The sequence below is a fragment of the Kitasatospora sp. NPDC001225 genome, from assembly GCF_053597855.1.
Genome location: NZ_JBSFJC010000138.1, coordinates 1 through 20,816 on the forward strand (window position 1 = coordinate 1; position 20,816 = coordinate 20,816).

General features: G+C 72.5%; 18 protein-coding genes. 12 read left to right on the forward strand and 6 right to left on the reverse strand.

Annotation, left to right across the window (positions count from 1 at the left end):
- Positions 1-951 (reverse strand): glycosyltransferase family 8 protein (locus ACWDCZ_RS32445; protein WP_449817710.1); only part of this gene is annotated, 951 nt, incomplete at its 3' end.
- 108 nt (positions 952-1,059) lie between these two features.
- Here ACWDCZ_RS32445 and ACWDCZ_RS32450 point away from each other — a divergent pair.
- The 3 genes from ACWDCZ_RS32450 (at position 1,060) to ACWDCZ_RS32460 (ending at position 3,732) form a co-directional block, all read left to right on the forward strand.
- Positions 1,060-1,791 (forward strand): Stf0 family sulfotransferase, encoded by a 732-nt coding sequence (locus ACWDCZ_RS32450; protein WP_449817725.1) that lies wholly within the window; start codon positions 1,060-1,062, stop codon positions 1,789-1,791.
- Between the two features lie 81 nt (positions 1,792-1,872).
- Positions 1,873-2,637, forward strand: coding sequence for a hypothetical protein (locus ACWDCZ_RS32455; protein WP_449817711.1), 765 nt, complete (start codon positions 1,873-1,875; stop codon positions 2,635-2,637).
- 336 nt (positions 2,638-2,973) lie between these two features.
- Positions 2,974-3,732 carry an endonuclease/exonuclease/phosphatase family protein gene (locus ACWDCZ_RS32460; RefSeq protein ID WP_449817712.1) on the forward strand — a complete coding sequence of 253 codons (759 nt, stop codon included), beginning with the start codon at positions 2,974-2,976 and terminating at the stop codon, positions 3,730-3,732.
- Positions 3,733-3,798: 66 nt separating this feature from the next.
- Here ACWDCZ_RS32460 and hppD read toward each other — a convergent pair whose 3' ends face one another.
- From hppD to ACWDCZ_RS32480, 4 genes are all read right to left on the reverse strand, one after another.
- Positions 3,799-4,863 carry a 4-hydroxyphenylpyruvate dioxygenase gene (gene hppD, locus ACWDCZ_RS32465; protein ID WP_449817713.1) on the reverse strand — a complete coding sequence of 355 codons (1,065 nt, stop codon included), beginning with the start codon at positions 4,861-4,863 and terminating at the stop codon, positions 3,799-3,801.
- A 143-nt stretch (positions 4,864-5,006) separates the two neighbouring features.
- On the reverse strand, positions 5,007-5,846 hold the full coding sequence (locus ACWDCZ_RS32470; RefSeq protein ID WP_449817714.1) for a phytanoyl-CoA dioxygenase family protein: 840 nt from the start codon (positions 5,844-5,846) through the stop codon (positions 5,007-5,009).
- 62 nt (positions 5,847-5,908) lie between these two features.
- Entirely contained in the window at positions 5,909-7,882 is a 1,974-nt protein-coding gene (locus ACWDCZ_RS32475; RefSeq protein ID WP_449817715.1) for a hypothetical protein, read from the reverse strand.
- Positions 7,879-9,786 carry a non-ribosomal peptide synthetase gene (locus ACWDCZ_RS32480; protein WP_449817716.1) on the reverse strand — a complete coding sequence of 636 codons (1,908 nt, stop codon included), beginning with the start codon at positions 9,784-9,786 and terminating at the stop codon, positions 7,879-7,881. The genes ACWDCZ_RS32475 and ACWDCZ_RS32480 overlap by 4 nt, the downstream gene beginning before the upstream one ends.
- Before the next feature lie 796 nt (positions 9,787-10,582).
- Here ACWDCZ_RS32480 and ACWDCZ_RS32485 point away from each other — a divergent pair.
- A complete protein-coding gene (locus ACWDCZ_RS32485; protein ID WP_449817717.1) occupies positions 10,583-11,917 on the forward strand; it encodes a hypothetical protein in 1,335 nt (444 codons plus the stop codon).
- 91 nt (positions 11,918-12,008) lie between these two features.
- Positions 12,009-13,202 (forward strand): argininosuccinate synthase-related protein, encoded by a 1,194-nt coding sequence (locus ACWDCZ_RS32490; RefSeq protein WP_449817718.1) that lies wholly within the window; start codon positions 12,009-12,011, stop codon positions 13,200-13,202.
- A 79-nt stretch (positions 13,203-13,281) separates the two neighbouring features.
- Here the strand turns inward: ACWDCZ_RS32490 and ACWDCZ_RS32495 are convergent, their stop codons facing one another.
- Positions 13,282-14,202, reverse strand: coding sequence for an ROK family protein (locus ACWDCZ_RS32495; protein ID WP_449817719.1), 921 nt, complete (start codon positions 14,200-14,202; stop codon positions 13,282-13,284).
- A gap of 121 nt (positions 14,203-14,323) precedes the next feature.
- On the opposite strand from ACWDCZ_RS32495, the gene dcd reads away from it, so the two are divergent.
- From dcd to ACWDCZ_RS32530, 7 genes are all read left to right on the forward strand, one after another.
- Complete coding sequence (gene dcd, locus ACWDCZ_RS32500) at positions 14,324-14,851, forward strand: dCTP deaminase (protein WP_074005876.1); 528 nt, start codon at positions 14,324-14,326, stop codon at positions 14,849-14,851.
- On the forward strand, positions 14,848-15,372 hold the full coding sequence (locus ACWDCZ_RS32505; protein ID WP_049649173.1) for a dCTP deaminase: 525 nt from the start codon (positions 14,848-14,850) through the stop codon (positions 15,370-15,372). Before dcd ends, ACWDCZ_RS32505 begins: the two co-directional genes overlap by 4 nt.
- Positions 15,369-16,469, forward strand: coding sequence for a glycosyltransferase family 4 protein (locus ACWDCZ_RS32510; protein WP_449817720.1), 1,101 nt, complete (start codon positions 15,369-15,371; stop codon positions 16,467-16,469). Before ACWDCZ_RS32505 ends, ACWDCZ_RS32510 begins: the two co-directional genes overlap by 4 nt.
- Positions 16,466-16,978, forward strand: coding sequence for an HIT family protein (locus ACWDCZ_RS32515; protein WP_449817721.1), 513 nt, complete (start codon positions 16,466-16,468; stop codon positions 16,976-16,978). Before ACWDCZ_RS32510 ends, ACWDCZ_RS32515 begins: the two co-directional genes overlap by 4 nt.
- An 87-nt stretch (positions 16,979-17,065) precedes the next feature.
- Positions 17,066-18,373, forward strand: a complete 1,308-nt coding sequence (locus ACWDCZ_RS32520; protein WP_449817722.1) for an MFS transporter — start codon at positions 17,066-17,068, stop codon at positions 18,371-18,373.
- Positions 18,370-19,110, forward strand: coding sequence for a class I SAM-dependent methyltransferase (locus ACWDCZ_RS32525; protein ID WP_449817723.1), 741 nt, complete (start codon positions 18,370-18,372; stop codon positions 19,108-19,110). Before ACWDCZ_RS32520 ends, ACWDCZ_RS32525 begins: the two co-directional genes overlap by 4 nt.
- Positions 19,111-19,198: 88 nt before the next feature.
- On the forward strand, positions 19,199-20,284 hold the full coding sequence (locus tag ACWDCZ_RS32530) for an ATP-grasp domain-containing protein (RefSeq protein ID WP_449817724.1): 1,086 nt from the start codon (positions 19,199-19,201) through the stop codon (positions 20,282-20,284).
- The last annotated feature ends 532 nt before the right edge of the window (positions 20,285-20,816 follow it).

Consider the following 20,816-nt stretch of genomic DNA (forward strand, 5'->3'; position numbering starts at 1 on the left):
GTTCGGCGTCAGGTCCTCGACGGTCGGGGAGGTCGGCCGAGACGGCGAGGTGACAGGGTTCGGCGTCAAGTCCTCGACGGTCGGGGAGGTCGGCCGAGACGGCGAGGTGACAGGGTTCGGCGTCAAGTCCTCGACGGTGGGCGTGGTGAAGTGACGATATCGCCTGAGGTTCTCGGTGTCCGGGTACGGGTGACGCCATGGCTTGCGGGAGCCGATGAAGTGGAGCACGAAGGCGCGTCGCTCCTGATCCCGGTACGCGTGGTACTCCGTACCCAGTCGCGGCGGCCAAGCCTCGGGCGGGATGTCGCGGAAGTCAGTCATCGGGAACACGTTCCAGCGCGGATCCAGCTCGATCCATCGACCGTGCGTGAGCGCGTTGAGCGCATCTTGCTCCAGACAGACCGGGACCTGATCCTGGCTGGCGAGCCAGTCGAGGGCCCGCTCGGTCAAGCTCTCCCGACGCCACTGGCGGAGGTTGCACAGCATCACCCCCGCATTGAAGTAGGGCGCGTCGGGCGCGAATCGTCCGTTGCTTCCGCCTGCCAACGCCTCGTGCAGGTTGGGACGCCACATGTCCCGCACGGCCGCGAGGGGTCTGTCACCGAGGTCCGTCGCGAACAGCTCTGTCACGTCTCGCATCAGCACGACGTCCACGTCCATGTACAGCGCCACGTCGTCCGGCACCAGCTCTGGCAGGAACAGGCGCGCGTACGTCGCGCCGGTCAGGTAGCGCAGCAGTGGCAGGTCGGACAGGTCGCGGCGCAGACGGACGACCTCCAGATCGAGCCCGCGGGACATCGCGTGCTCGACGACGTCGGCACTCGGCGAGTCATCTGTCATCAGTGCCGAGATGCGCACACCGCTCTTCGGCGGGAGGCAACGGGCCAGCGACGACAGCATGTTGCGTGCCGCCGATGCGTACTGACCGTCGAACGCGATCGCTATGCGCATCCCCCGACCCCCCACGTGTGCGACCCAGGAACCACTACGCTAAGGGGGGGTCGAGCGACGGTCAAGGCGCTCAAAGAGGGGGTGCGACCTGTGGCGCGAACGAGCGACGTGGCGCCGGCGGCGGGCAGATGCCTGCTCATCTGCAGCACACCGAGGTCAGGGACTCATCTGCTGGCCGGTCTGCTGGAGAGCACGGGCTTGTCGGGCAACCCGCAGGAGTACCTGTACAACCACGTTACCGAACTGGACGGTGAGGACATCCCGATCGGTCCGGCGCACCGGACGCAGCCGGACCAGCTACGAAAGCTGATGCGGATCGGGACTTCAGCCAACGGCGTGTTGGGCCTGATCGTCATGGGGTCGTACCTGGACGAGGTCGTCGCCGGGCTGCGGCGATACCAGTCCGCGAGTGGAGCGAGCTGGCGCGAGGTGATCGAGCGCGCCTTCGACCGCCCGGTATATGTGTGGAACCGGCGGCTGGACACGGCGGCACAAGCGGTGTCTCTGTACCGGGCGCTGGAGACCGACGTCTGGTATGCCGACGACGTTCGTGGCGTGGGTGCTGACGTTCCCTACCGTCGCGACCGGATCGCGCACTGGGAGCACATGATCCGGGAGCAGAACGAGGAGTGGGCGCGCCGGTTCTCCGACAGCGGGATCACGCCGATCACGGTGACGTACGAGGACGCGCTGGCGGACCCGGAGGGTGTGGTGGACCGGCTCCTGGACAGCCTGGGAGTCGCGCGAGGCGGCCGGCCGGTGGAGCCGCTCACGCGCCGGCAGGGAAACGACGTGAGCTTGGAATGGCTGGCCCGGTACCGCCGGGAGGGTTCAACGTGACCGCTGCCTCCGCGACCTCGGCGACGGCCGGCACGCGAGGCGGGCGCGAGCGTCGGTCTCTGGCAGCGTTGGGATGGATGGATGGCCGGCCTCGGTGAGGATCGGCGCACCTGGATGATCGAGCCGGCTGCGGCCGCCGGGCACTCGTTGGACGGGCTCCTCGCAGGTGATGGCCAGGGTGACCTGGGCGCCAACGCCATGGCCGCAGCGACCGTTCTGCACCGCGCCATGCTGCACGTCCGCATGGTGCGTAGTCCCCGGCATGCGGACCGGGTCCCCGTACGCGACTTCCACCGAGCCTTCACCGGAGCCGGCGAGGCAATCCTCGCCGCGAGTGCTCACCGCCTGCCCCACCGGCGGGAAGCCGCCTTCCGCCACCTGGTCGAGACCTGGGTCGGACGCGGCGGCCCAGCCCTCGCGAAGTGGTTCGCCAGCGAGCTGGCGGAGACCGTCCACCGACCGGATCTCCTCGTCGTCCTCCGCGACCAGGACCAACCACACCCGATCACCGGCACATCGCAGCAGCCCACTCCGAACCTCGCGACGGTACCCGGCCCGGTAGAGGTCGAACTCCGGATGGCCTCCTACACCTCGGCACACACACGCTACGGCGCAGACCACGACGCCTCTGCCCTCGTGCACCTGGCCGTGCCGCCGCACCCGCAGAACGCCGAGAACGACCCGTGGCGGCTGCGCGCGATGTGCGGCGCCGGCCCCGCCCGCTTCCAGTTGCGGACGGCGGCGTTCCAAGGCGCCGGCCGGCCCTCCGTCACGGCTGACGACAAGGCGGCCCGCCGCTTCGCCCTACACGACGGAGCCCTCGACATCACACGAAGGGAAGGCTGAACCCACCATCCGCCGCGCGCACGTTGGTCTGCACCGGCCTGCGCAGTTTTCCTGTACGCCGACAGGGGGTCAGCCGACGCCGAGCAGAACGGCAACGGCCGCCAGGTCGTCCTCCCCGCGCCCGCGGGTTCGTACCTCCACGTCGGCCGGCGGACCGCTTTTCCGCGTCTGCCGTCCCGGGGTGTTTTTCGGCGGGGCGGCGGGAATTCCGACAATGTTGGCGCCCGTTCGCCAGGAGGGGAATTCCTGCCGGACCGGCCGGCGATCGTATTCAATGGGCTCCGGCCGATCAGGCAACGCAGCGGCGGAACGGTCCGCCGTGGAAAAGGAGTGCGCATGGACAGCCGGTTGGATTCCGCCGAAGCTACCGTCGACGTCCTGTCGTTCAACATCCACCACGGGGAGGGAACGGACGGCGTCCTCGACCTGGAACGGATCGCCCGGGTGATCCGGCGCAGCGGTGCGGAGGTCGTCGGGCTCCAGGAGGTGGACCGGCACTTCGACGGGCGCAGCCAGTGGAACGACCAGGTGGCGGAGCTGGCGCGGTCGCTCGGCTACCACCTGGCGTACGGGGCGAACATCGACCTGGACCCGGCGGCGCCGGCGGCTCCGCGGTGCCAGTACGGTACGGCGGTGCTGTCCCGGCACCCGATCACCCGTGCGCGGAACACCCACCTCTTCCGGTCCCCCGGGGAGGAGCAGCGCGGCCTGCTGCACGTCGAGATCGACCTCGGCGGAATTCCGCTGCAGGTCTTCGTCACGCATCTGGAGCTGTTCTCGGAAATCGACCGGATCCGCCAGGCGGAAGAAGTCGTGGAGCTGATCGGGGAAACCGGTCCGGCCATTTTGCTCGGCGATTTCAACGCCGCCCCGGGAACATCGGAGATAACCAGGCTTCGGGCTGCTTTCACCGATTCCTGGACGGTTCTCGACGGTGGTCCGGTGGCGACGTTCCCGGCCGATGCTCCGCGGGACTGCATCGACTACGTCTTCGCGGGCCGGGGGGTGACGCCGGTGCGGGTCGGCCTGGTCACCGAGGAGCCGGTGGCCTCGGACCACCTGCCGGTGCTGGCCCGGCTGGTGGTCTCCGGCTGACCGCCGGCCCCCGAGGGTCCGGGCCGGGGCGGCGGGCCGGCCCGGGCCCTCGGGAGGCGGTGGCGGTCACTCGTGCCGTTCCGCTTCCACCGCTTCGTACAGTGCCTTGATGTTGCCGCTGCCGAAGGTCGTGGCCCCGACCCGCTCGATGACCTCGAAGAACAGGGTCCGCCGAGGGTGCAGTGTCCGGGTGAAGACCTGGAAGAGCTGGCCCTCGTGGTCCTCGTCGACGAGGATGCCCAGGGCGGCGAGCGCGGGCACGGAGTGCCGGGTCAGCCGCAGCCGCTCGGCGAGCATCCGGTAGTAGGGGCCCGGCGTCGACAGGAACGCCACCCCCTGCTCGGCCATCGTCCGGACGGTCCGCACGGCGTCGTCGGTGCGGAAGGCGATGTGCTGGACGCCGGAGCCGCCGTGGTTCTTGATGAAGTGGTCGATCTGGCCGGGCTCGCGGCTGGTGTCGGGCTCGATGATGGTGAGCGTGAGGCCGCCGGACGCCGACTGCACCACCTCGGAGTCCATGGCCTGGGCGCCGACGACGATCCTCTCGGTGAAGGTGTTGCGCAGGCCGAGGACCTGCTCGTAGAACGCGACGGTGGACCGGAGCAGGCCCGCCTCGACGCACACCGCGAAGTGGTCGACCGCCAGCAGGCCGGTGTCCGCTTCCGGCTCGCTCCGCGGTGCCGGGGTGAAACCGGGCAGCGGCCGGTGGTCGGTTCCCGCGCGGCGCTGGACCAGGGTGTGCCGGAGGTCGCCGAAGCCGGCGACGGCCGCGGTGACCACGCCGTCCTTCTCCTCGGGTTCGGCCAGTGGCCGGGCGCCGCGCCGGACGGCCGCGGCGAAGGCGGCGACCACGTCGGGTACGGCCAGGGCGATGTCGGCGACGCCGTCCCCGTGCCGCCTGATGTAGTCGGCGGCGGGGTGGTCCTCCGCCAGGGCCTGGGTGAGGACCAGCCGGATGTGCTCCCGGCCGATGGCGACGGACCTCGCCTCGCCCGGCCGGTCGGCCGTGGCGTACACGGTGAACCCGTAGGCCCGGGCGTAGTGGCGTGCGCTGGCGTCGAGGTCCTCCACGTACAGCTCTACGTGGTCGACGGACAGGTCGAGCGGTATGCCGTCCGGGTGTGTCGTCATGGTGGTGGCCTCCTTGAGGGGTGGTCTGCCGGGCGTGCCTGTGGCAGTGCCGGTGCCGGTGCCGGTGTCGCCGCCAGTGCCGGTGTCGCTGCCGCTGCCGGTGACCGGTCCACTGGTGCTGGACCGGCCACCGCCAGGGCCCGCTACCAGGGGTCGACGCCGAGCAGCCGGCGGCCCAGCGGGGTCATCGCCGCGGTCTGCAGGTCGTTGTAGGAGTGACCGGCCGGGCGGTCACCGGGGCGTTCGCCGGCGTCCCAGGGCTGGTCGTCCCGCGCGTAGCGGACGAACTGGGCGACCCGGACCTCGGGGCGCCGGTTGTGCGAGGCGGCGTGCGGCATCAGATGGTGGGTCAGCACGAAGTCGCCTGCCTGCCCGGTCACTTCGACGCTCTCGAGGTCCGGGATGTTGCGCCACTTGTCGTGCAGCTGCCGCCCGCGGCGGACGGCGCGGGACTCGGCCTCGACGATCCGGTGGCCGCCGGGCACGACGTGGATGCCGCCGCCGCCCGGGGCCACGTCCGTGAAGTAGTAGCAGCCCCCGATCTCGACCTCCTCGGGGGTGAGCAGGAACTCGTCCGCGTCCTCGGGTACCGCCGGGTCGATGTGCAGGTCCTGGCTCAGCTCGCTGGGGTGCGCCGTGTCGTTGCGCATGGTGATGGCCACCGAGCCGTCCCGGACGAGCAGTCGGGGGTGTCCCAGGAGCTGGGCCGCCACCCGGTAGAGCCGCTCGTTCTGGAAGAGCGGGATGAACTCCGGTCCGTCGAAGGTCTGGTTCCCCGGGGTGTTGAAGGGTTTGAACCGGCCGTCGTACGCCTCCCAGTGGTCGGGGACGCGCAGGTCTCGCGGGAGCAGGTCGAGGATCAGGCCGGCGTGGTGCCTGGCCTGCTGCCTCGTCAGGACGCCGCGGATCAGCAGGTATCCGTCCCGCCAGAAGCGATCGACCTCCTCCTGGGACAGGACCGGCTCCGGCATTGCGTTGGTCATGGGTGCTCCGAGGGTCGGTGGGTCACGGATCGGTTGGCGAGGTCGCGCCGTCGGAGGCCCGGTCAGCCGGCCGGCGCCGCGGGCCGGCCTCCGGCCCGGCCGGACGGACGGAGTTCCCGGGCCAGGCTGCGCAGGGTGGCCATGCCGCTGACCTGGGCGAAACCGGGCGGGTGGTAGCCGAGCCGGCGGAGCAGCTCCGCGAAGCGCGGGTAGTGCTCCGGCCGTCCGCCCGCCCGCAGGTAGCAGAGGTCGAGGTCGGGGGCCCGGCCGGGCTCGGTCCCGGCCCCGCTCAGGGCGGTGAGCAGCGCGGTCTCCTCGGCCGTGGCCGCCGGGCGGCCGGGGAGCGACCGCCCGTCCGAGGCGTCGCCGCCGTCGATCTCGAACCAGTCGGGGACCGCCGGGATCGCGCCCGTGTGCACGGCTCGGAGCAGTTCCTCCCGCAGGTCGAACGGGGTGAGCGCGCTGCCGTCGGCCGCGGTGACCCGGGCGGTCAGCCGGGGGGTGCCGGACGCGCCGCCGGGTTCGAGCGACGCCCCGGCCGCCGTGACCCCGGGCAGGGCGAGCAGGAGGTCCTCGATCGCGCGGAGGTCGATCCACCGCCCGCCGGAGTGCCGTTCGCGGGGGCCGCGGGGAAGCCGGAGCAGTCCCACGGCGGACGCGACCTCGTCCGGCGAGCAGTCCCGGCCCGTCGCGGCCCTGGTCAGGACCAGCTCGACGCCGCGCAGCAGTGCCGCGCACTGCTCGGGTTCCAGGACCCTGGAGTCGCCGTGGACGGACAGTCGGACGGTGTGCGGGTCGGCCCAGCGGACCGACAGGCTGGCTCCGTACTCGTAGGAGGTCTCCGTGGTGGTCGCCCAGCTGATCCGGGAGCCGGGCCGGTCCGTCGTGCCGGGCCCGTCCGTGGAACCAGGCCGATCCGCGGCGCCGGGCTCGTCCGTGGGGCCGGGCTCGGCCTCGATCAGCTCCCGCCAACCCTGCGGCGGCGGAATGAAGTTGAAGGCGAGGTCGGTGGAGAGGCAGACGCCTCGGCGGTGTTGGGCCTCGACCCGTTCGCGGATCAGGTCGAAGGGGTCGTACCGGCCGTAGGCGGGGTGCCCCTCGGCCAGGGTCCGCTGGACCTCGGCGGCCGCTTCCAGCAGGCTCCGGCCCTGCCGGCGGAGGGCCACCGGGGTGCGCTGCGCGGTGGCGCACAGCACCCGGCGGAGGTCGGCGTTGTGCCGGTTGTCGAGCGACACGTTGACGGTGCACGCGTCGGTGTCGGCACGCAGGCAGAGCAGTTGGGCGAAGGCGGCGAGGACGACGGCCGAGGGCAGCAGCCCGGTGTGGGCCATGCCGCGGGCGAAGAGGCCGTCCGCGCCGGGCAGGGTGAGCGTGCTCCGGTAGTAGCGGCCCGCCGTCCCTTCGCCCGGAGGGTGGTGCGGGTGCATCCGTGCCGGTGCGTGGGAGAAGTGCCGCCGCAGGTAGTCGAGCGCCCTGGTGCGTTCGGTGTCCTCGCCGGGGTCGGCCTCGCGCCGGGCCTGCTCGGCCGGCTGGATCCCGGGGCGCCGGTGCGGGACACCGGTGTCCGGGCTGTCCGTCCGTCCGTGCAGCAGGTCGGTGAGCTGCTGGTCCACCACGCCGTGGAACCCGGCGTCCACGGCCACGTTGTCGGCGACCACCGCCAACCAGCGCCGGTCCCCGGACCGGAGCAGGTGGAACTGCACGAGGAACCGGCCGACCCTGCCGTGGGTGTGCGCGGTGAACACCCGTACCAGGTCGGCCAGGCTCCGCTCGGCGGTGCCGTCCGGTGCGACGTCGACGACCCGCACCGGGGAGCCCGACGGGTGGACCAGCTGCCGCAGTTCTCCGTCGACGACGGCGAGGGAGGTGCGGAGGATCTCGAACCGGTCCTCCAGCGCGTGCACCAGGCGCTGGGCGGCGGCCTCGTCGGTCCCCGCCGGGATCGGCCGGAGTCCTTCGGCCAGCCCCTTCTCCAGGAACCACTGGAACTTCTGCGCCCTGGTCAGAGGCGCGTCGGCGGGGGCCCGGCCGCTCATGCGGGGCCTCCGGCGGGAGTCGGCCGCGGCGAACCGGCCGGAGCGCCGGCCGCACCGTCGGCCCGCACGGCGGCGGATCCGTCGGCCACGGCGGACAGTCCGCGGATGGTCGGAGAGCCGATGACGTCACGCACCGTGACCGGGACGCCGGACAGCCGGGTCGCGGCGGTGGCCAGCTGCACCGCCGAGACGGAGTCTCCGCCGAGCGTGAAGAAGTCGTCGTCGATCCCGACCTCGGTGAGTCCGAGCATCTCGCGCCAGAGCGCGGCGAGCGCCGACTCCAGCTCGTCGCGGGGGGCGGTCGGGGAGCCCTGGGCGGCATCGCGCTCCTCGGCGGGGGCGGGCAGCTTCGCCGCGTCCACCTTGAGGTTCGTCGTGAGCGGGATCGCCGGTATCACGGTGATCGAGGCCGGGCGCTGGTACCGCGGCAGCTCCGTCGAGAGCCGCCGGCGCAGGTCGGCCACCAGTTCCCGGTCGCGTCCCGCGCCGTCGGCGGTGCCGACAGGTCCGGAGGCCGGTCCCGAGGCAGGTCCCGAGGACGGGACGACGTAGGCGTCGAGGCGCTTGTCCCCCGCGCCGTCGTCCCGGGCCACCACGACCGCGTCGTGCACCCCGGGGTGCCGGGTGAGCGCGGCCTCGATCTCGCCCGGTTCGATCCGGTAGCCGCGCACCTTGATCTGGCGGTCGATCCGGCCCAGGAAGCGCAGCGCCCCGTCCGGGCCGCGCCGGACGAGGTCACCGGTGCGGTAGAGCGGGGAGCCGGCGCGGTCGTCGGGGTCCGGGACGAAGCGTTCGGCGGTGAGTTCGGCGCGGCCGAGGTAGCCGCGGGTCATGCCGGCTCCGCCGATGTGGAGCTCTCCGCTCTCCCCGTCCGGGACGTCCGCTCCGTCCGGCCCGAGCACCCGGACCCGGACCCGGTCGAGCGGGGTGCCGATCGGGATCATCGTGGCGTCCGGTGCCATGGTCCGGACGTCCTGGTAGGTCGCGAAGCCCGTCGTCTCGGTCGGCCCGTACAGGTGGATCAGCCGCCCCGCGAAGGCCTGCCGCGCGAGGTCCGCCACCTCGGCCCGGATGGAGTCCCCGCCGAACAGGAGGGTGTGCACCCCGGAGAGGTCGGCGAGGTGCGCCGGCTCCAACAGCCGGAAGACGGGGCTGGTCAGGTGCAGGACGGAGACGGCGTCCCGGTGGACCCGGCGGCAGAGGGCGGTCAGGTCGGTGCCGCCGAAGCTGTAGACGACGCAGGTCGCGCCGTTGAGCAGGGGCCCCCAGATCTCGAAGGTGGAGGCGTCGAAGGACAGTGTGGCGAGGGCGGCGACCCGGTCGTCCGGCGCGATGGACACGTAGTCCTGATCGGTCACCAGGTGCACGACGCTCCGGTGCGGAACCAGGACGCCCTTGGGTGTTCCGGTGGATCCGGAGGTGTAGATGACGTTGGCGAGCTCCGGCCGGCCGACGACGGGCGGGTTCCCGGAGGGGTGGTGGGCCGGGTCCTCGTCGAGCAGGACGACGGTCGCCCGGCCCGTGGGGAGCCGGTCGGCGAGCCGGCGCTGGGTCACCAGCACCGGGGCGGCGGTGTCCCGGAGCATGAACTCCAGCCGCTCGGCGGGGTATCCGGCGTCGAGCGGGACGTACGCACCGCCCGCCTTCAGGATGCCCAGCAGCCCGACGATCATCGCCGCGGAGCGTTCGACGCAGATGCCCACGAGCGTGTCGGGCCCGACGCCCGCCTCGCGCAGCCGCCAGGCCAGCCGGTTCGCGCGGGCGTTCAGCTCGCGGTAGCTCAGCTGCCCGTCGTCCGCGACCACGGCCGTCCGGTCCGGGGCGAGCTCCGCATGGTGTTCGAACAGGGCGTGCACGGTGGCCCCCGGCTCGTCCCCGGTCGGTCCGTTGTTCCGCTGGATCACTGGCTGACTCCGTCCTCTCGTGCGCTGACCGGGTCGATGGACACGGCGCCGCGTAATGCGTGTTGATGGGACCGACGCCGACGCCGCGCGGGTGGGCGGGAATCCCGGCGGCCGACGGGTCGCGCGGGTTCCCGTGAAGGTCCGGGTCGGCCGGGACGGAATTGTCAGGTGTCCTCACTCCGGCCGGGCCGGGAGGCGGAAAGGGCCGACCGCGGCGCGTCCGGGAATTCCGTCGGAACCCGTTTTCCGCCGCACCGGGCAAGTGCCGGAACCTCCAGGAGCCTAAGCAATCGGAAGAGGTCCCGCCACCCTCTTCCGGGGAATACCGGCAATCATGCGCTATGTCCGATCCGGCCCCGCTTGCCCAGATCGCCGGAGACACGCCCGGTTGTCCGATGGTCCGTCACATGCCCTCCGGGGAAGCCCTGTCGAGCGCGCTGGAGGATCCGACTCCACTTGTGATCCGATGTGAAAATAGACGGCCAAAACGGGTCAAATAGGGACGCCGGCACCGCGAGATGCAATGTGCCATTGCACATCAACTGCTTGTCATGGACTATGGATCAAGAACCACGACGCCATGGTTCCGGAGCCGACCGGGGGGTTCGCGTATCCGTCGGAGCGTGACGGATAGGTGGAACGGGACGCATTCCGCGCATCCCCGCAGGCATTCCCCCGGTCATTCGCGCCCGAGGCCCCGGCGAATTCGCCGAAGCGGCGGCATCAGGTGGGGCATTGCCACTGAATCGATGCACGAACATCGTGGGCTGGACCCGCCCCGTTCCAAAGGAGACCCGTGTCTGAGAACCGATCCTCGGCCCTGATCGTCGGAGCGGACCCGTACCTGATCCGGGCCGCGCTCCGCAACGGAATCGAGCCCGTCGTGGTGTACGGCCCCGGCCTGCGCGACTGGGGGTTCATCGGAATTCCGGACGGGGTCGAGACCGTCTTCGCCGAGGACACCTCCAGCGTGGAGAGCGTGCTGCTCGCGCTGCACCGGGCCGGCCTCGCCGACCGGGACTTCGACTGCGTCCACACCGGGGACGAGTTCGCCCTGGTCACCGTGGCGGCCCTGGGCGAGGTCCTGGGCGCCCCGGTCGCCGTGGACCCGGACACCGCCGTGCGGTTCCGGGACAAGTGGCTGCAGAAGGAGGCGCTCGCCGCGGCCGGCATCGAGGTCACCCGGTCCCGCCTGATCGAGGACGTCCACCACCTGGATCCGGCGAGCGTCGAGGACTTCGACAAGGCGGTCCTCAAGCCGGTCGCCGGTGCCGGCACCAGGAACACCTCGGTCGTCGAGGGCCGCGCCGGGCTGATCGCCCGGTGTGCCGAGCTCCGGCGCGCCGGCATGCCCCAACGGACCTTCGTCCTGGAGGAGTTCGTTGCGGGCGACGAGTGGATCGCCGACGGCGTGGTCTTCGACGGAGAGCTGCGGTTCCTCAGCGTCAGCACGTACGGCGAGCCCTGCCTGAGTACGGTGGACTTCAACCGGGCGCTCCAGGTCGAGGTGTTCGACCCGGTCGCCGACGCCTCCGCCTACGACCTCGCACGCTCGGTCGTGGAACCGGCCCTGCGCGCGCTCGGCCTGCGGCGCGGCACCTTCCACATGGAGCTCTTCCACCAGCCGGACACCGGGAGGCTGGTGTTCGGCGAGTGTGCGGCCCGGACCGGTGGACTGCTCCAACCCGAGCTGGTCGAAGCCAAGTTCGGCGTCGACCTGGCGCTCGCCGGGCTGCGCTGCGCGGCCGGGACCGACCCCCGGATCGAGCCCTCGGTGCGGCCCGACACGATCGGCTCCACCTACCTCAACAACCGTCCCGGCGTCCTGGTCGGCTACCCGACCCCGGCCGAGGTGCGCGCCCTGCCCGGGGTCGAGTACCTGCGACTGGAACTCCCCTACGGCTTCCGCATGGCGGACGCGCTCGCGAGCACCACCGAGGCCGTCGGCCAGGTCGTGCTGAGCGGCCGCACCCGGGAGGAGTTCCGCGAACGCCGCGACTCCCTGACCGCGTGGTTCGACGAGCGGCTGCTGGTCGTGCCCGCGCACGCGAGCTACCCCGAACTGCGCCGGTGGCAGAAGGAGAACTGGCCGGAATCCGCTTCCTCCTTCGGCACCTACTCGGACGACTGAGGCCGCCCGCCGCCCGGGCCGCGGACCTCACCCGCGGGACGGCCGCCGCACGCGCCGAACCACTTCCCCCACCGCGTCTCGAAGGACCATCATGCAAAGCCACCACCGCTTGATCCGCTCCTTCCGTCAACTCACGACCGATGCCCTACCGGCGGAAGCCCCCGTCGTCACGCTCTTCAGCGGAGGGCTCGACAGCAGCTTCCTCCTGCTGCGACTGAAGAACGCCGGGTTCCGGAACGTCCACGCGTTGAGCGTGGACCTCGGCGAGGACGAGACCAGCGAACAGAAACAGCAGATCGCCGACGAGCTGGGGGTCCGGCTGCACGTCGTGGACGGCCGTGGAGCCTTCGCCGACGAGTTCGTGCGGGCGGCCATCGTCAGCCAGGCGGTCTACCTGGGGACCCACCCGGTGAGTTCGACCCTGAGCCGCCCGCTGATCGCCCGGTTCGCCGCCGAACTGGCGGCGGAACTCGGGGCGGCGGCCGTCCTGCACACCGCCAACCGCTCCCAGAACACCATGCGCAGACTCAACGGCGCCCTGGAACTGCTGGGCTTCGACGGCGCCTACGGCAGCCCGTACGACCTCGACCCGGTGGGCCGGGAGGTCAAGATCCAGGAGCTGAAGGAGGCCGGCCTCGCCCGGATGAGCGAGCGCGTCGTGAGCGGCGACTCGAACCTCTGGTGCCGCGAGTTCGAGTCCGGGCTCCTGGACGACCCCGAGCAGCACGCGGTGCCGGAGCAGCTGTTCCGGTGGAGCGCGCGCCGACCGGCGGTCACCGAGGACGGCGTCGAGGTGCGGTTCGAGGGGGGTACGCCGGTGGCGGTCGACGGCACCCGCCTGCCGCTGGTGCCGCTGATCGACCAGCTGAACCGGCGGGTCGGCGCCTTCGGCCTCGGGCGGTACAGCGGCCTGGAGCACCTCGCCGGCGGCGAGAAGGTGCTGGAGATCCGGGAGATGCCGGCCGCGTGGCTCCTGCTGCGCAGCTACCGGCACCTCGAGTCGGCGGTGCTCTCGGCCGAGACGATCCGCGAGAAGATGCACCTCGAACAGCTGTGGGTGCGGGAGGCGCTGGAGGGCCGCTGGTTCGGCGAACTGCGGGCGGCCACCCAGTCGTTCATGGACTTCTGCGCCCGGCCGGTGACGGGCTCGGTGCGCTGGCGGCTCACGCCCGGCGGGGCCGAGACCCGGGCCATCGAGGCCGACCGGCCGGTCTACCTGCGCGATCGGGAGAGCTGGGAGCAGCAGTCCGTGAGGTCGGAGCTCGCCGTGCTGGCGGGGGCCTGATGCGCGGCCCGTACCGTCCCGTTCCCGCGCCGTCGGCCCGCCATGGGAGCGGCGGGCCGACGGCGGGGGGCGAAGGACGTCAGCCGTCGAGGAGGTCCCAGGCCAGCAGGCCGGCGCCGAGGCAGCCCGCCGTCTCCCCGAGTGCCGCCGGCACGATCTCCGGCATCCGCTCGAAGGCGAGCCGCTTCCCGACCGCCGCGCGCAGCGGTTCGAACAGGGTGTCCCCGGCCTCGGCCAGCCCGCCTCCGATGATCACGGTGCCCGGGTCGAGCAGGGTGAGGCAGGTGACGAGACCGTCGGCGAGCGCGGCCAGGGCGTCGTCCCAGACCGTCCGGGCGCGGCTGTCGCCGGCCTCCAGCGCCCGGACGCAGTCCGCCGCGTCGGCGGCGGGCCGGCCCGAGGCCGCGGCCCAGGCCCGTCCGACGGCCGAGGCCGAGGCGTACTGCTCCAGACAGCCGCGCCGGCCGCAGGGGCAGGCGGCGCCTCCGGGCCGGACCACGATGTGGCCGATCTCGCCGCCGGCGCCGTGGGCGCCCGCCTCGATCCGTCCGCCGAGGGCGATCGCGCCCGCGATGCCGGTGCCGATGGCCAGGAAGAGGAACTGTTCGGCACCCCGGCCGGCGCCGATCCGCTGCTCGGCGAGTCCTCCGGTGCGGACGTCGTGGCCGAAGGCGACCGGCACGCCGCCCAGGCGGTCGGCCAGCAGCGCGCCGAGCGGGAGGTCGTGCCAACCGAGGTTGGCCGCGAACACGACGGTACCCGTGCCGACGTCGACGATGCCGGGCACGGCGACGCCCACCGCGGCCGCGGGCCGGCCGAAGCGGCGCTCGCCGTGGGCGCGCATTTCGGCGGCCGCCTCGAGCACCGATTCCACGACGGTGTCGGTGCCGCGTTCGCGAGGGGTTTCCCGGCGGGCCTGGTGAAGTAATTCTCCGCCGCTTCCGATCAGGGCGGACTTGATTCCGGTACCGCCCACATCAAGGGCTATGACGTGTTTCATGGGGGATGAGTATGGAGCATGCTCGGACGAGCTGGCAAACGTCCTGGAAAACGACCCGTAAAAGCCTCGTCGGTGCGCGCCCGCCGTTTTGTCCGGCAGGCCGGAAGAGTGGGAGCCTCCTGTGATCCTGACGGGACCAGAAATCGTTGAATCCGCCCGCGACGGCAGGATTTCCATATCCCCGTTCAACCGGGACCAGGTGAACCCGAACAGCTACAACGTCTGCCTCGGGGAGACGCTGATCACCTACACGGACAGCGTCATCGACGCGTACCGGCCCAACCGGACCGACGCCACCAAGATCGACTCCAGCGGCTTCGTGCTGGAGCCCGACCAGCTCTACCTGGGGCACACCGTGGAGGAGGTCGGATCCGACGTCTTCGTGCCCCTGCTCTTCGGGCGCTCCTCGGTCGGCCGGCTCGGGCTCTTCGTGGAGATCACCGCCCCGATCGGGGACATCGGCTTCCACGGCCAGTGGACCCTCATGCTGTCCGCGGTCCGACCGCTGCGGGTGTATCCCGGGATGAAGATCGGGCAGATCATGTTCTTCGACACGCTCGGCGATATCGAGCCCTATTCCGGGAAGTACCAGGGCGCGGTCGGACCGCAGGAATCGCGCTACTGGCGGGACAAGTTGGGGCAGCTGTGATCCTCACCCGGGCGGAAATAGCCAGGTCGATCGACTCCGGTGACATCGTCATAGAGCCGTTCGACCCCCGAAGGATTTCCCCGAACGCCTACGACTGGCGACTCGGCGACACCATCCGGGTGTGCGAGTCCGAACTCGACGCGGCGCATTCCACGGAGTTCGAGGAGCGCACCATCCCGCCGGACGGCATGGTGCTGCTGCCGGGCAGGCTCTACCTCGGGGTCACCCACGAGCGCACCCATTCCGAGCGTTTCGCGCAGATGATCAACGGTGACCGCACGGTGGGCGCGCTGGGCGTCTGGGTGCACGTCTCGGCACCGCTCGGCCACGTCGGCCACGCCATCCGGTGGACGCTCGAGATCCGCGTCGTGCGCCCGGTGCGGATCTACCCCGGGATGACCTTCGGGAAGATCATCTTCCTCAAGACCCTCGGCGCGGAGGCCAGTTACCAGAACATGGGCCGGAAGTACACCCGGACCAGCGGCATCGACACGTCGCGACTGTACGAGGAGCTCGCGTGAACGTCCTCACCGGGATCGACCTCCCCCCGGACAGCCCCGGCGGCAGCGTCGAGCTGCTGCGCGACCTGTACGGCGGGCCGGAACCGCTCATCCCCGCCGACGTCTTCATGCTCGCCCCGGAGGACCGGCAGGCGCCCGACACCTCCGGTTCACCGGCCCTGCTCGCGGTGCCGGGCAAGACGGTGTCGGGGCCGGCGTTCTGGGCCTACGTGGACCGGCTCGGCGCCGCCGTCCGGGACAGGTACCCCGCCGCCGACCACGACGTGCTGCACCTCCAGCACCTGGCCTTCGGCGCGACGACCGCCCTGCAGCAGGTCTTTCCCGACCGGCCGAGCATCGCGCTGGTGCACGGCACCGACCTGCTGTTCGCCGAGGACCACCCGACCCAGGCCGCCGTCCTGCGGGAGACCGCGGCATCGGCCGACGCGATCGTCGTCCCCACCGGGGCGATGGCGGACCGGCTGCGCCGGATCGCCCCGGTCCCGTCGGACCGGATCGTCCACATCCCCTGGGGCGTCCCCGACCGGCTGCTGGCCGACCGGCCCACCGGGGCGGCGGGGCACCGCGCGGAGCGCGAAGCGGGCGTCCTGCGGGTGCTCTACGCGGGTCGGCTCACCGCCGAGAAGGCCACCTCCGGCCTGATCGCGGCGGTGGCCTCGCTCCCCGGGGTGGAGCTCTCCGTGGCCGCTCCCCCGGCGGAGTTCGCGGCCCTGGCCGCACGCTCCGACCTGTCGCGGGTGCGCCGCCTCGGCTGGCTGTCCCGGGAGGACCTGTGGCGCGCGTTCGGCGGACACGACCTCCTGATCGTCCCCTCGCTCCGGCTGGAGGCGTTCGGGCTGGTGACCATCGAGGCGCAGGCGTGCGGCCTGCCGGTCGCCTACCAGCCCGTGCCGGGCCTGACCGAGGTGCTCGGCCGCTCCGCGCTCCCGGTCGACTTCGGGGACTTCACGGCGCTCCGGGGCCGCATCGAGGAGTTCCTCCGCTCGCCGGAGCGGCTGGACGACCTGGCCGCGGCCGGCCTGGTCAACAGCGGGCGCTTCCCGCTGTCGCGGACCGCCGGCGACCTGGCCGAACTCTCCCGCCGGGTCGCGCGATGACGCCCCGGCCGGCCACCGCGGCCCCTGCGCCCACCGGCGGGCCGGAGCGGGACCGGGGCGACGGCCCGCGGTCCGCGGACTGCGTGTTCTGCGCCATCGTCGGGGGCCGGCTGCCCGCCGCCGTCGTCCACGAGGACGAACGGACCATCGCCTTCCTCGACATCACCGCGGTCATGGACGGGCACACCCTGGTGATCCCCAAGCGCCACGCCGCCGACCTCTGGGAGATCACCCCGGAGGACGCCGCCGCCGTGATGGCCACCGTCCACCTGATGGCCGGGCGGATCCGGGACGTGCTGGCGCCGGACGGCCTGACGCTGTTCCAGGCGAACCGGGACGCGGGCTGGCAGGACGTGTTCCACCTGCACGTCCACCTGGTGCCCCGGGCGGCCGGGGACCATCTCCACCGCCCCTGGAAGGCCGACCCGGTGCCGCTGGAGCGGCTCGCCGCCACCCGCGCCCGCCTCTCGGCACCGCCACCCGAACACCCGGACCGGACCACGGTGTGACGGCTCCCCGACCACCCGGACCGGACCGCGGTGTGACGGCTCCCCGACCAGCTCGATCCCGTCGGGCCAGAACGTGAAAGGCCTTGTGTGCGCGCCGACCTCTCCATCCTCCGAGACCGCTCCTTCCTGCTGCTGTTCTCCGCCCGGTCCGTCTCCCTGCTGGGTGACGCCATCGCACCGGTGGCGCTCGCCTTCGCCGTCCTCGGAATGCCGGACGGCTCGGGTTCGACCCTCGGGATCGTGGCCGCCGCCCGGATCGCCGCCCAGGTCGCGTTCCTGCTGTACGGCGGTGTCCTGGCCGACCGGCTGCCGCGGCACCGGGTCATGGTCGGGGCGGACCTGACCGCGGGTCTCGCCCAGGGAGCGGTCGCGGTCCTGGTGCTGACCGGGACGGACTCCCTGGCGGGCCTGGTCGTCCTGTCGATGGTCAGCGGCGCCGCCAGCGCGCTGTTCACCCCGGCGTCCCGGAGCGTCACGGTGCAGCTCGTGCCCGCCGAGAAGATCCAGTCCGCCAACGCGCTGGTCCAGCTGTCGATGAACGCGGGCAGCATCGGCGGCGCGGCGCTCGCGGGCGTGCTGGTCGTCCTGCTCGGCGCCGGCTGGGCACTGGTGGTGGACGCGGCGACGTTCCTGGTGTCCGCGGTGCTCCTCGCCGGAGTCCGGCTGACCGGCACAGCGGACCAGCCGTCGCCCACGGAGGAAGGGATCTTCTCCCAACTCCGGCACGGGTGGCGGGAGTTCACCGAACGGACCTGGCTGTGGGCGGCGGTGGCGCAACTCGCGCTGGTGAACGTGTGCATCGGCGCCGGCTTCATCGTGCTGGGACCGGTCGAGGCCGAGGCGCACCTCGGCGGCGCCTCCGGATGGGCCGCCGTCCTCACCGCGCAGGCGGTCGGCTTCGTGGCGGGCAGCCTGCTGGCCATCCGGCTGCGGCCCCGCCGGCCCCTGCGGGCCGCGGTGCTGTTCACCCTGGGGATCGTGCCGTCCCTGGTCGCGCTGGCCTGCGCCGCGCCGGTCGCCGTCACCGCCGGCGCGATGTTCGTCACCGGCCTGTGCATGAGCCTCAACGACGTCACCTTCCTCACGGCACTGCAGAAGCACGTGCCGGAGGAGTCGATGTCCCGGGTGATGTCCTACGACGCCTTCGGCTCGTTCGTCTTCCTCCCGCTCGGCCTGGCGGTCGCCGCCCCGATCGCGGACCGGGTCGGCATCGGCGCCGTCTTCCTGGGCGCGGCCTGCCTGGTCGCCGCGACCGCGGGTGTCGTGCTGGCCGTCCCGGGGGTCCGCACCCTGCCGTCCGAGCCGCAGGCCGCGGCGGAGGCGGGGGCGGACCGTCCGCAACAGGCTTCGGCAGCAGTGCCGGCATCCGTCCGTACGACCAAGGAGGACCAATGACCGACGACACCCGGCAGCAGGACACGCGCGGTTCCGTGGCGGCACCGGAAGCCGACGGGCCACCGCGCGTGCCGCTCCAGGAGACCTTCGCCCGGATCTACGCCAGCGGGGCCTGGACGCTGACCGAGGACAGCGGGGCCGACGACGACGAATCCCGCTCCGGCCTCGGGTCGAACCTGGCCCAGACGGCCGCGCTGCGTGCCGAACTGCCCTCCCTGCTCGCCGGACTCGGCGTCCGGAGCCTGCTCGACGCGCCGTGCGGGGACTTCTTCTGGATGTCCAGGGTCGACCTGGGCGTCGACCGCTACATCGGTGCCGACATCGTCCCCGCGGTGGTCGAGCGCAACCGGGCGCGCTTCGCCCGCGCCGACCGCGAGTTCCGGGTCCTCGACCTCACCCGCGACCCGCTGCCGGAGGTCGACCTGGTGTTCTCCCGCGACTGCCTGGTGCACCTCGGAGACGACGACGTCCACCGCGCGCTGGACAACATCCGGCGCAGCGGCTCGACCTACCTGGCGACGACCACCTTCACCGGGCGGGCCGGGAACGAGGCCGCCACCGAAGCGGGCGGCTGGCGTCCGCTCAACCTCCGACGGGCCCCCTTCCTGCTGCCCGAGCCCTTCCGGGTGCTCGACGAGCAGTGCACCGAGGTCTACGTCACCGAGGAGGACGGCAGGCGGGTCGAGCACCGCTTCGCCGACAAGTCGATCGGGGTGTGGCGGATCGCCGACCTCTAGACCCGCCGTCCCGGTCCACCCTTCCGACCCGTCTTCCCGGTCCGCCCCCGGACCGCCGCCCCCTCAGCCCCACAACGAAGGAGAAGCCTTGCCCCAGGACCAGCCCTCGGCCCTGATCGTCGGCACGGACCCGTACGCGATGCGCGCCTGCCTCCGGAACGGCATCACGCCGTACGTGGTGCACGGCCCGCACCTGGCGGACTGGGGCTACCTGAAGCTCCCGGACGGGGCCGTGGGGATCTTCGCCGAGGACCCGACGAGCATCGAGAGCGTCCTCCTCGCCCTGCGCCGGACCGGCGCCGCCGAGCGGGAGTTCCGCTTCCTCCAGACCTCCGACGAGGAGGCCCTGGTCACCGTCGCGGCCCTCGCCCGGGTCCTGGACCTCCCGACGGCCGTGGCCGCGGACATCGCCCCGAACTTCCGGGACAAGTGGCTGCAGAAGCGGGCCGTCGCGGCGGCCGGCCTGGACGTCGGCGCCTCGCACGTCATCGAGGACATCCACCACCTGGATCCGTCCGCCCTCGCGGACTTCGACAAGGCGGTGCTCAAGCCCATCGCCGGGGCGGGCACCCGGAACACCTCGGTCGTCCGGGGGCTGTCCGAGCTGATCGACACCTGCGCCGAGTACCGGCGCCGGGGCGTTCCGCAACGCACCTTCGTCCTGGAGGAGTTCACGCCGGGCGAGGAGTGGATGGCGGACGGCGTGGTCTTCGACGGCGAACTCCGGTTCCTCAGCGTGGGCACCTACGCGGAGCCGTGCCTGACCGCCGTCGACGCCAACCGGGTGCTCCAGCTGGAACGCTTCGACCCGACCGAGGACGCGGACGCCTTCGCCCTGGCGCGGCCGGTCGTGACGGAGGCGCTGCGGGCCCTCGGCCTGCGGCGCGGGGTGTTCCACATGGAGCTGTTCCGCCGGCCCGACACCGGCGGGCTCGTGTTCGGCGAGTGCGCCGCCCGCACCGGCGGCGGGCTGATCTCCGAAGCGGTGGCGTTCAAGTTCGGCGTGGACCTGGGCGAAGCCGCCATCCGGTGCGCGGAGGGGATCGAGCCGGCGATCGAGCCGGCCGTCCGTCCGGAGAGCGTCAGCACCCTCTTCCTCGCCAACCGGCCCGGCGTCCTGGTCGGCAGGTCGGCCGGGCGGCCCTCCTGGTCCACCGCGGTGCCGTCGGGGTAGCGGGCGCACTCGCTGCCCGCGCTCACCTCGAGGGTGTGGTACGCGGGGTCGAAGCGCAGCGAGGCGCTCTCCGCGAGGGAGCCGGGGCCGGTGTCCGGCGGCGTCAGCGTCAGGCTGGGGACCGGGGCGGACTCGTCGGAGGAGGCGACCGTCCAGCCCTGGGCGGTCAGGCTCTGCCGGGCCCGTCCGACCGCCTCCTCCCACTCGGGCCGGGTGACCCCGGTGAGGGTGAAGCGGGCGCGCAGGGCGGCCGTGCGGGGCTGGTCGGCGCCGGTGTCGTTCATGCTCTCCAGGAGGTGGGAGAGGCCCCGGGCGGAGCAGGCGCCGTAGATCCGGGCCGTGATCCCGTCGTCCCCGCGGTGGTCGGGAGCCGGTGTCGCCTCCGGGCGCAGCGCGAGGGCCTCGTAGACGGTCTGCGTCCGGGCGTCCAGGTGCCGCGCGACGGCCGCCGGGTCCGCCACGGACGGCTTGTCCGCCACGGACGGCTTTCACGGACACCCTTCCCGGACACCCCCCGAGCCCCCGCCGCAGC

Bases quoted from the DNA above. Each gene is read 5' to 3' on its own strand.
- ACWDCZ_RS32490 (WP_449817718.1), top strand. From the start codon at position 12,009: ATGCAAAGCCACCACCGCTTGATCCGCTCCTTCCGTCAACTCACGACC.
- ACWDCZ_RS32525 (WP_449817723.1), top strand. From the start codon at position 18,370: ATGACCGACGACACCCGGCAGCAGGACACGCGCGGTTCCGTGGCGGCA.
- ACWDCZ_RS32470 (WP_449817714.1), bottom strand. From the start codon at position 5,846: ATGACCAACGCAATGCCGGAGCCGGTCCTGTCCCAGGAGGAGGTCGAT.
- ACWDCZ_RS32515 (WP_449817721.1), top strand. From the start codon at position 16,466: ATGACGCCCCGGCCGGCCACCGCGGCCCCTGCGCCCACCGGCGGGCCG.
- ACWDCZ_RS32455 (WP_449817711.1), top strand. From the start codon at position 1,873: ATGGCCGGCCTCGGTGAGGATCGGCGCACCTGGATGATCGAGCCGGCT.
- hppD (WP_449817713.1), bottom strand. From the start codon at position 4,863: ATGACGACACACCCGGACGGCATACCGCTCGACCTGTCCGTCGACCAC.
- ACWDCZ_RS32460 (WP_449817712.1), top strand. From the start codon at position 2,974: ATGGACAGCCGGTTGGATTCCGCCGAAGCTACCGTCGACGTCCTGTCG.
- ACWDCZ_RS32495 (WP_449817719.1), bottom strand. From the start codon at position 14,202: ATGAAACACGTCATAGCCCTTGATGTGGGCGGTACCGGAATCAAGTCC.
- ACWDCZ_RS32475 (WP_449817715.1), bottom strand. From the start codon at position 7,882: ATGAGCGGCCGGGCCCCCGCCGACGCGCCTCTGACCAGGGCGCAGAAG.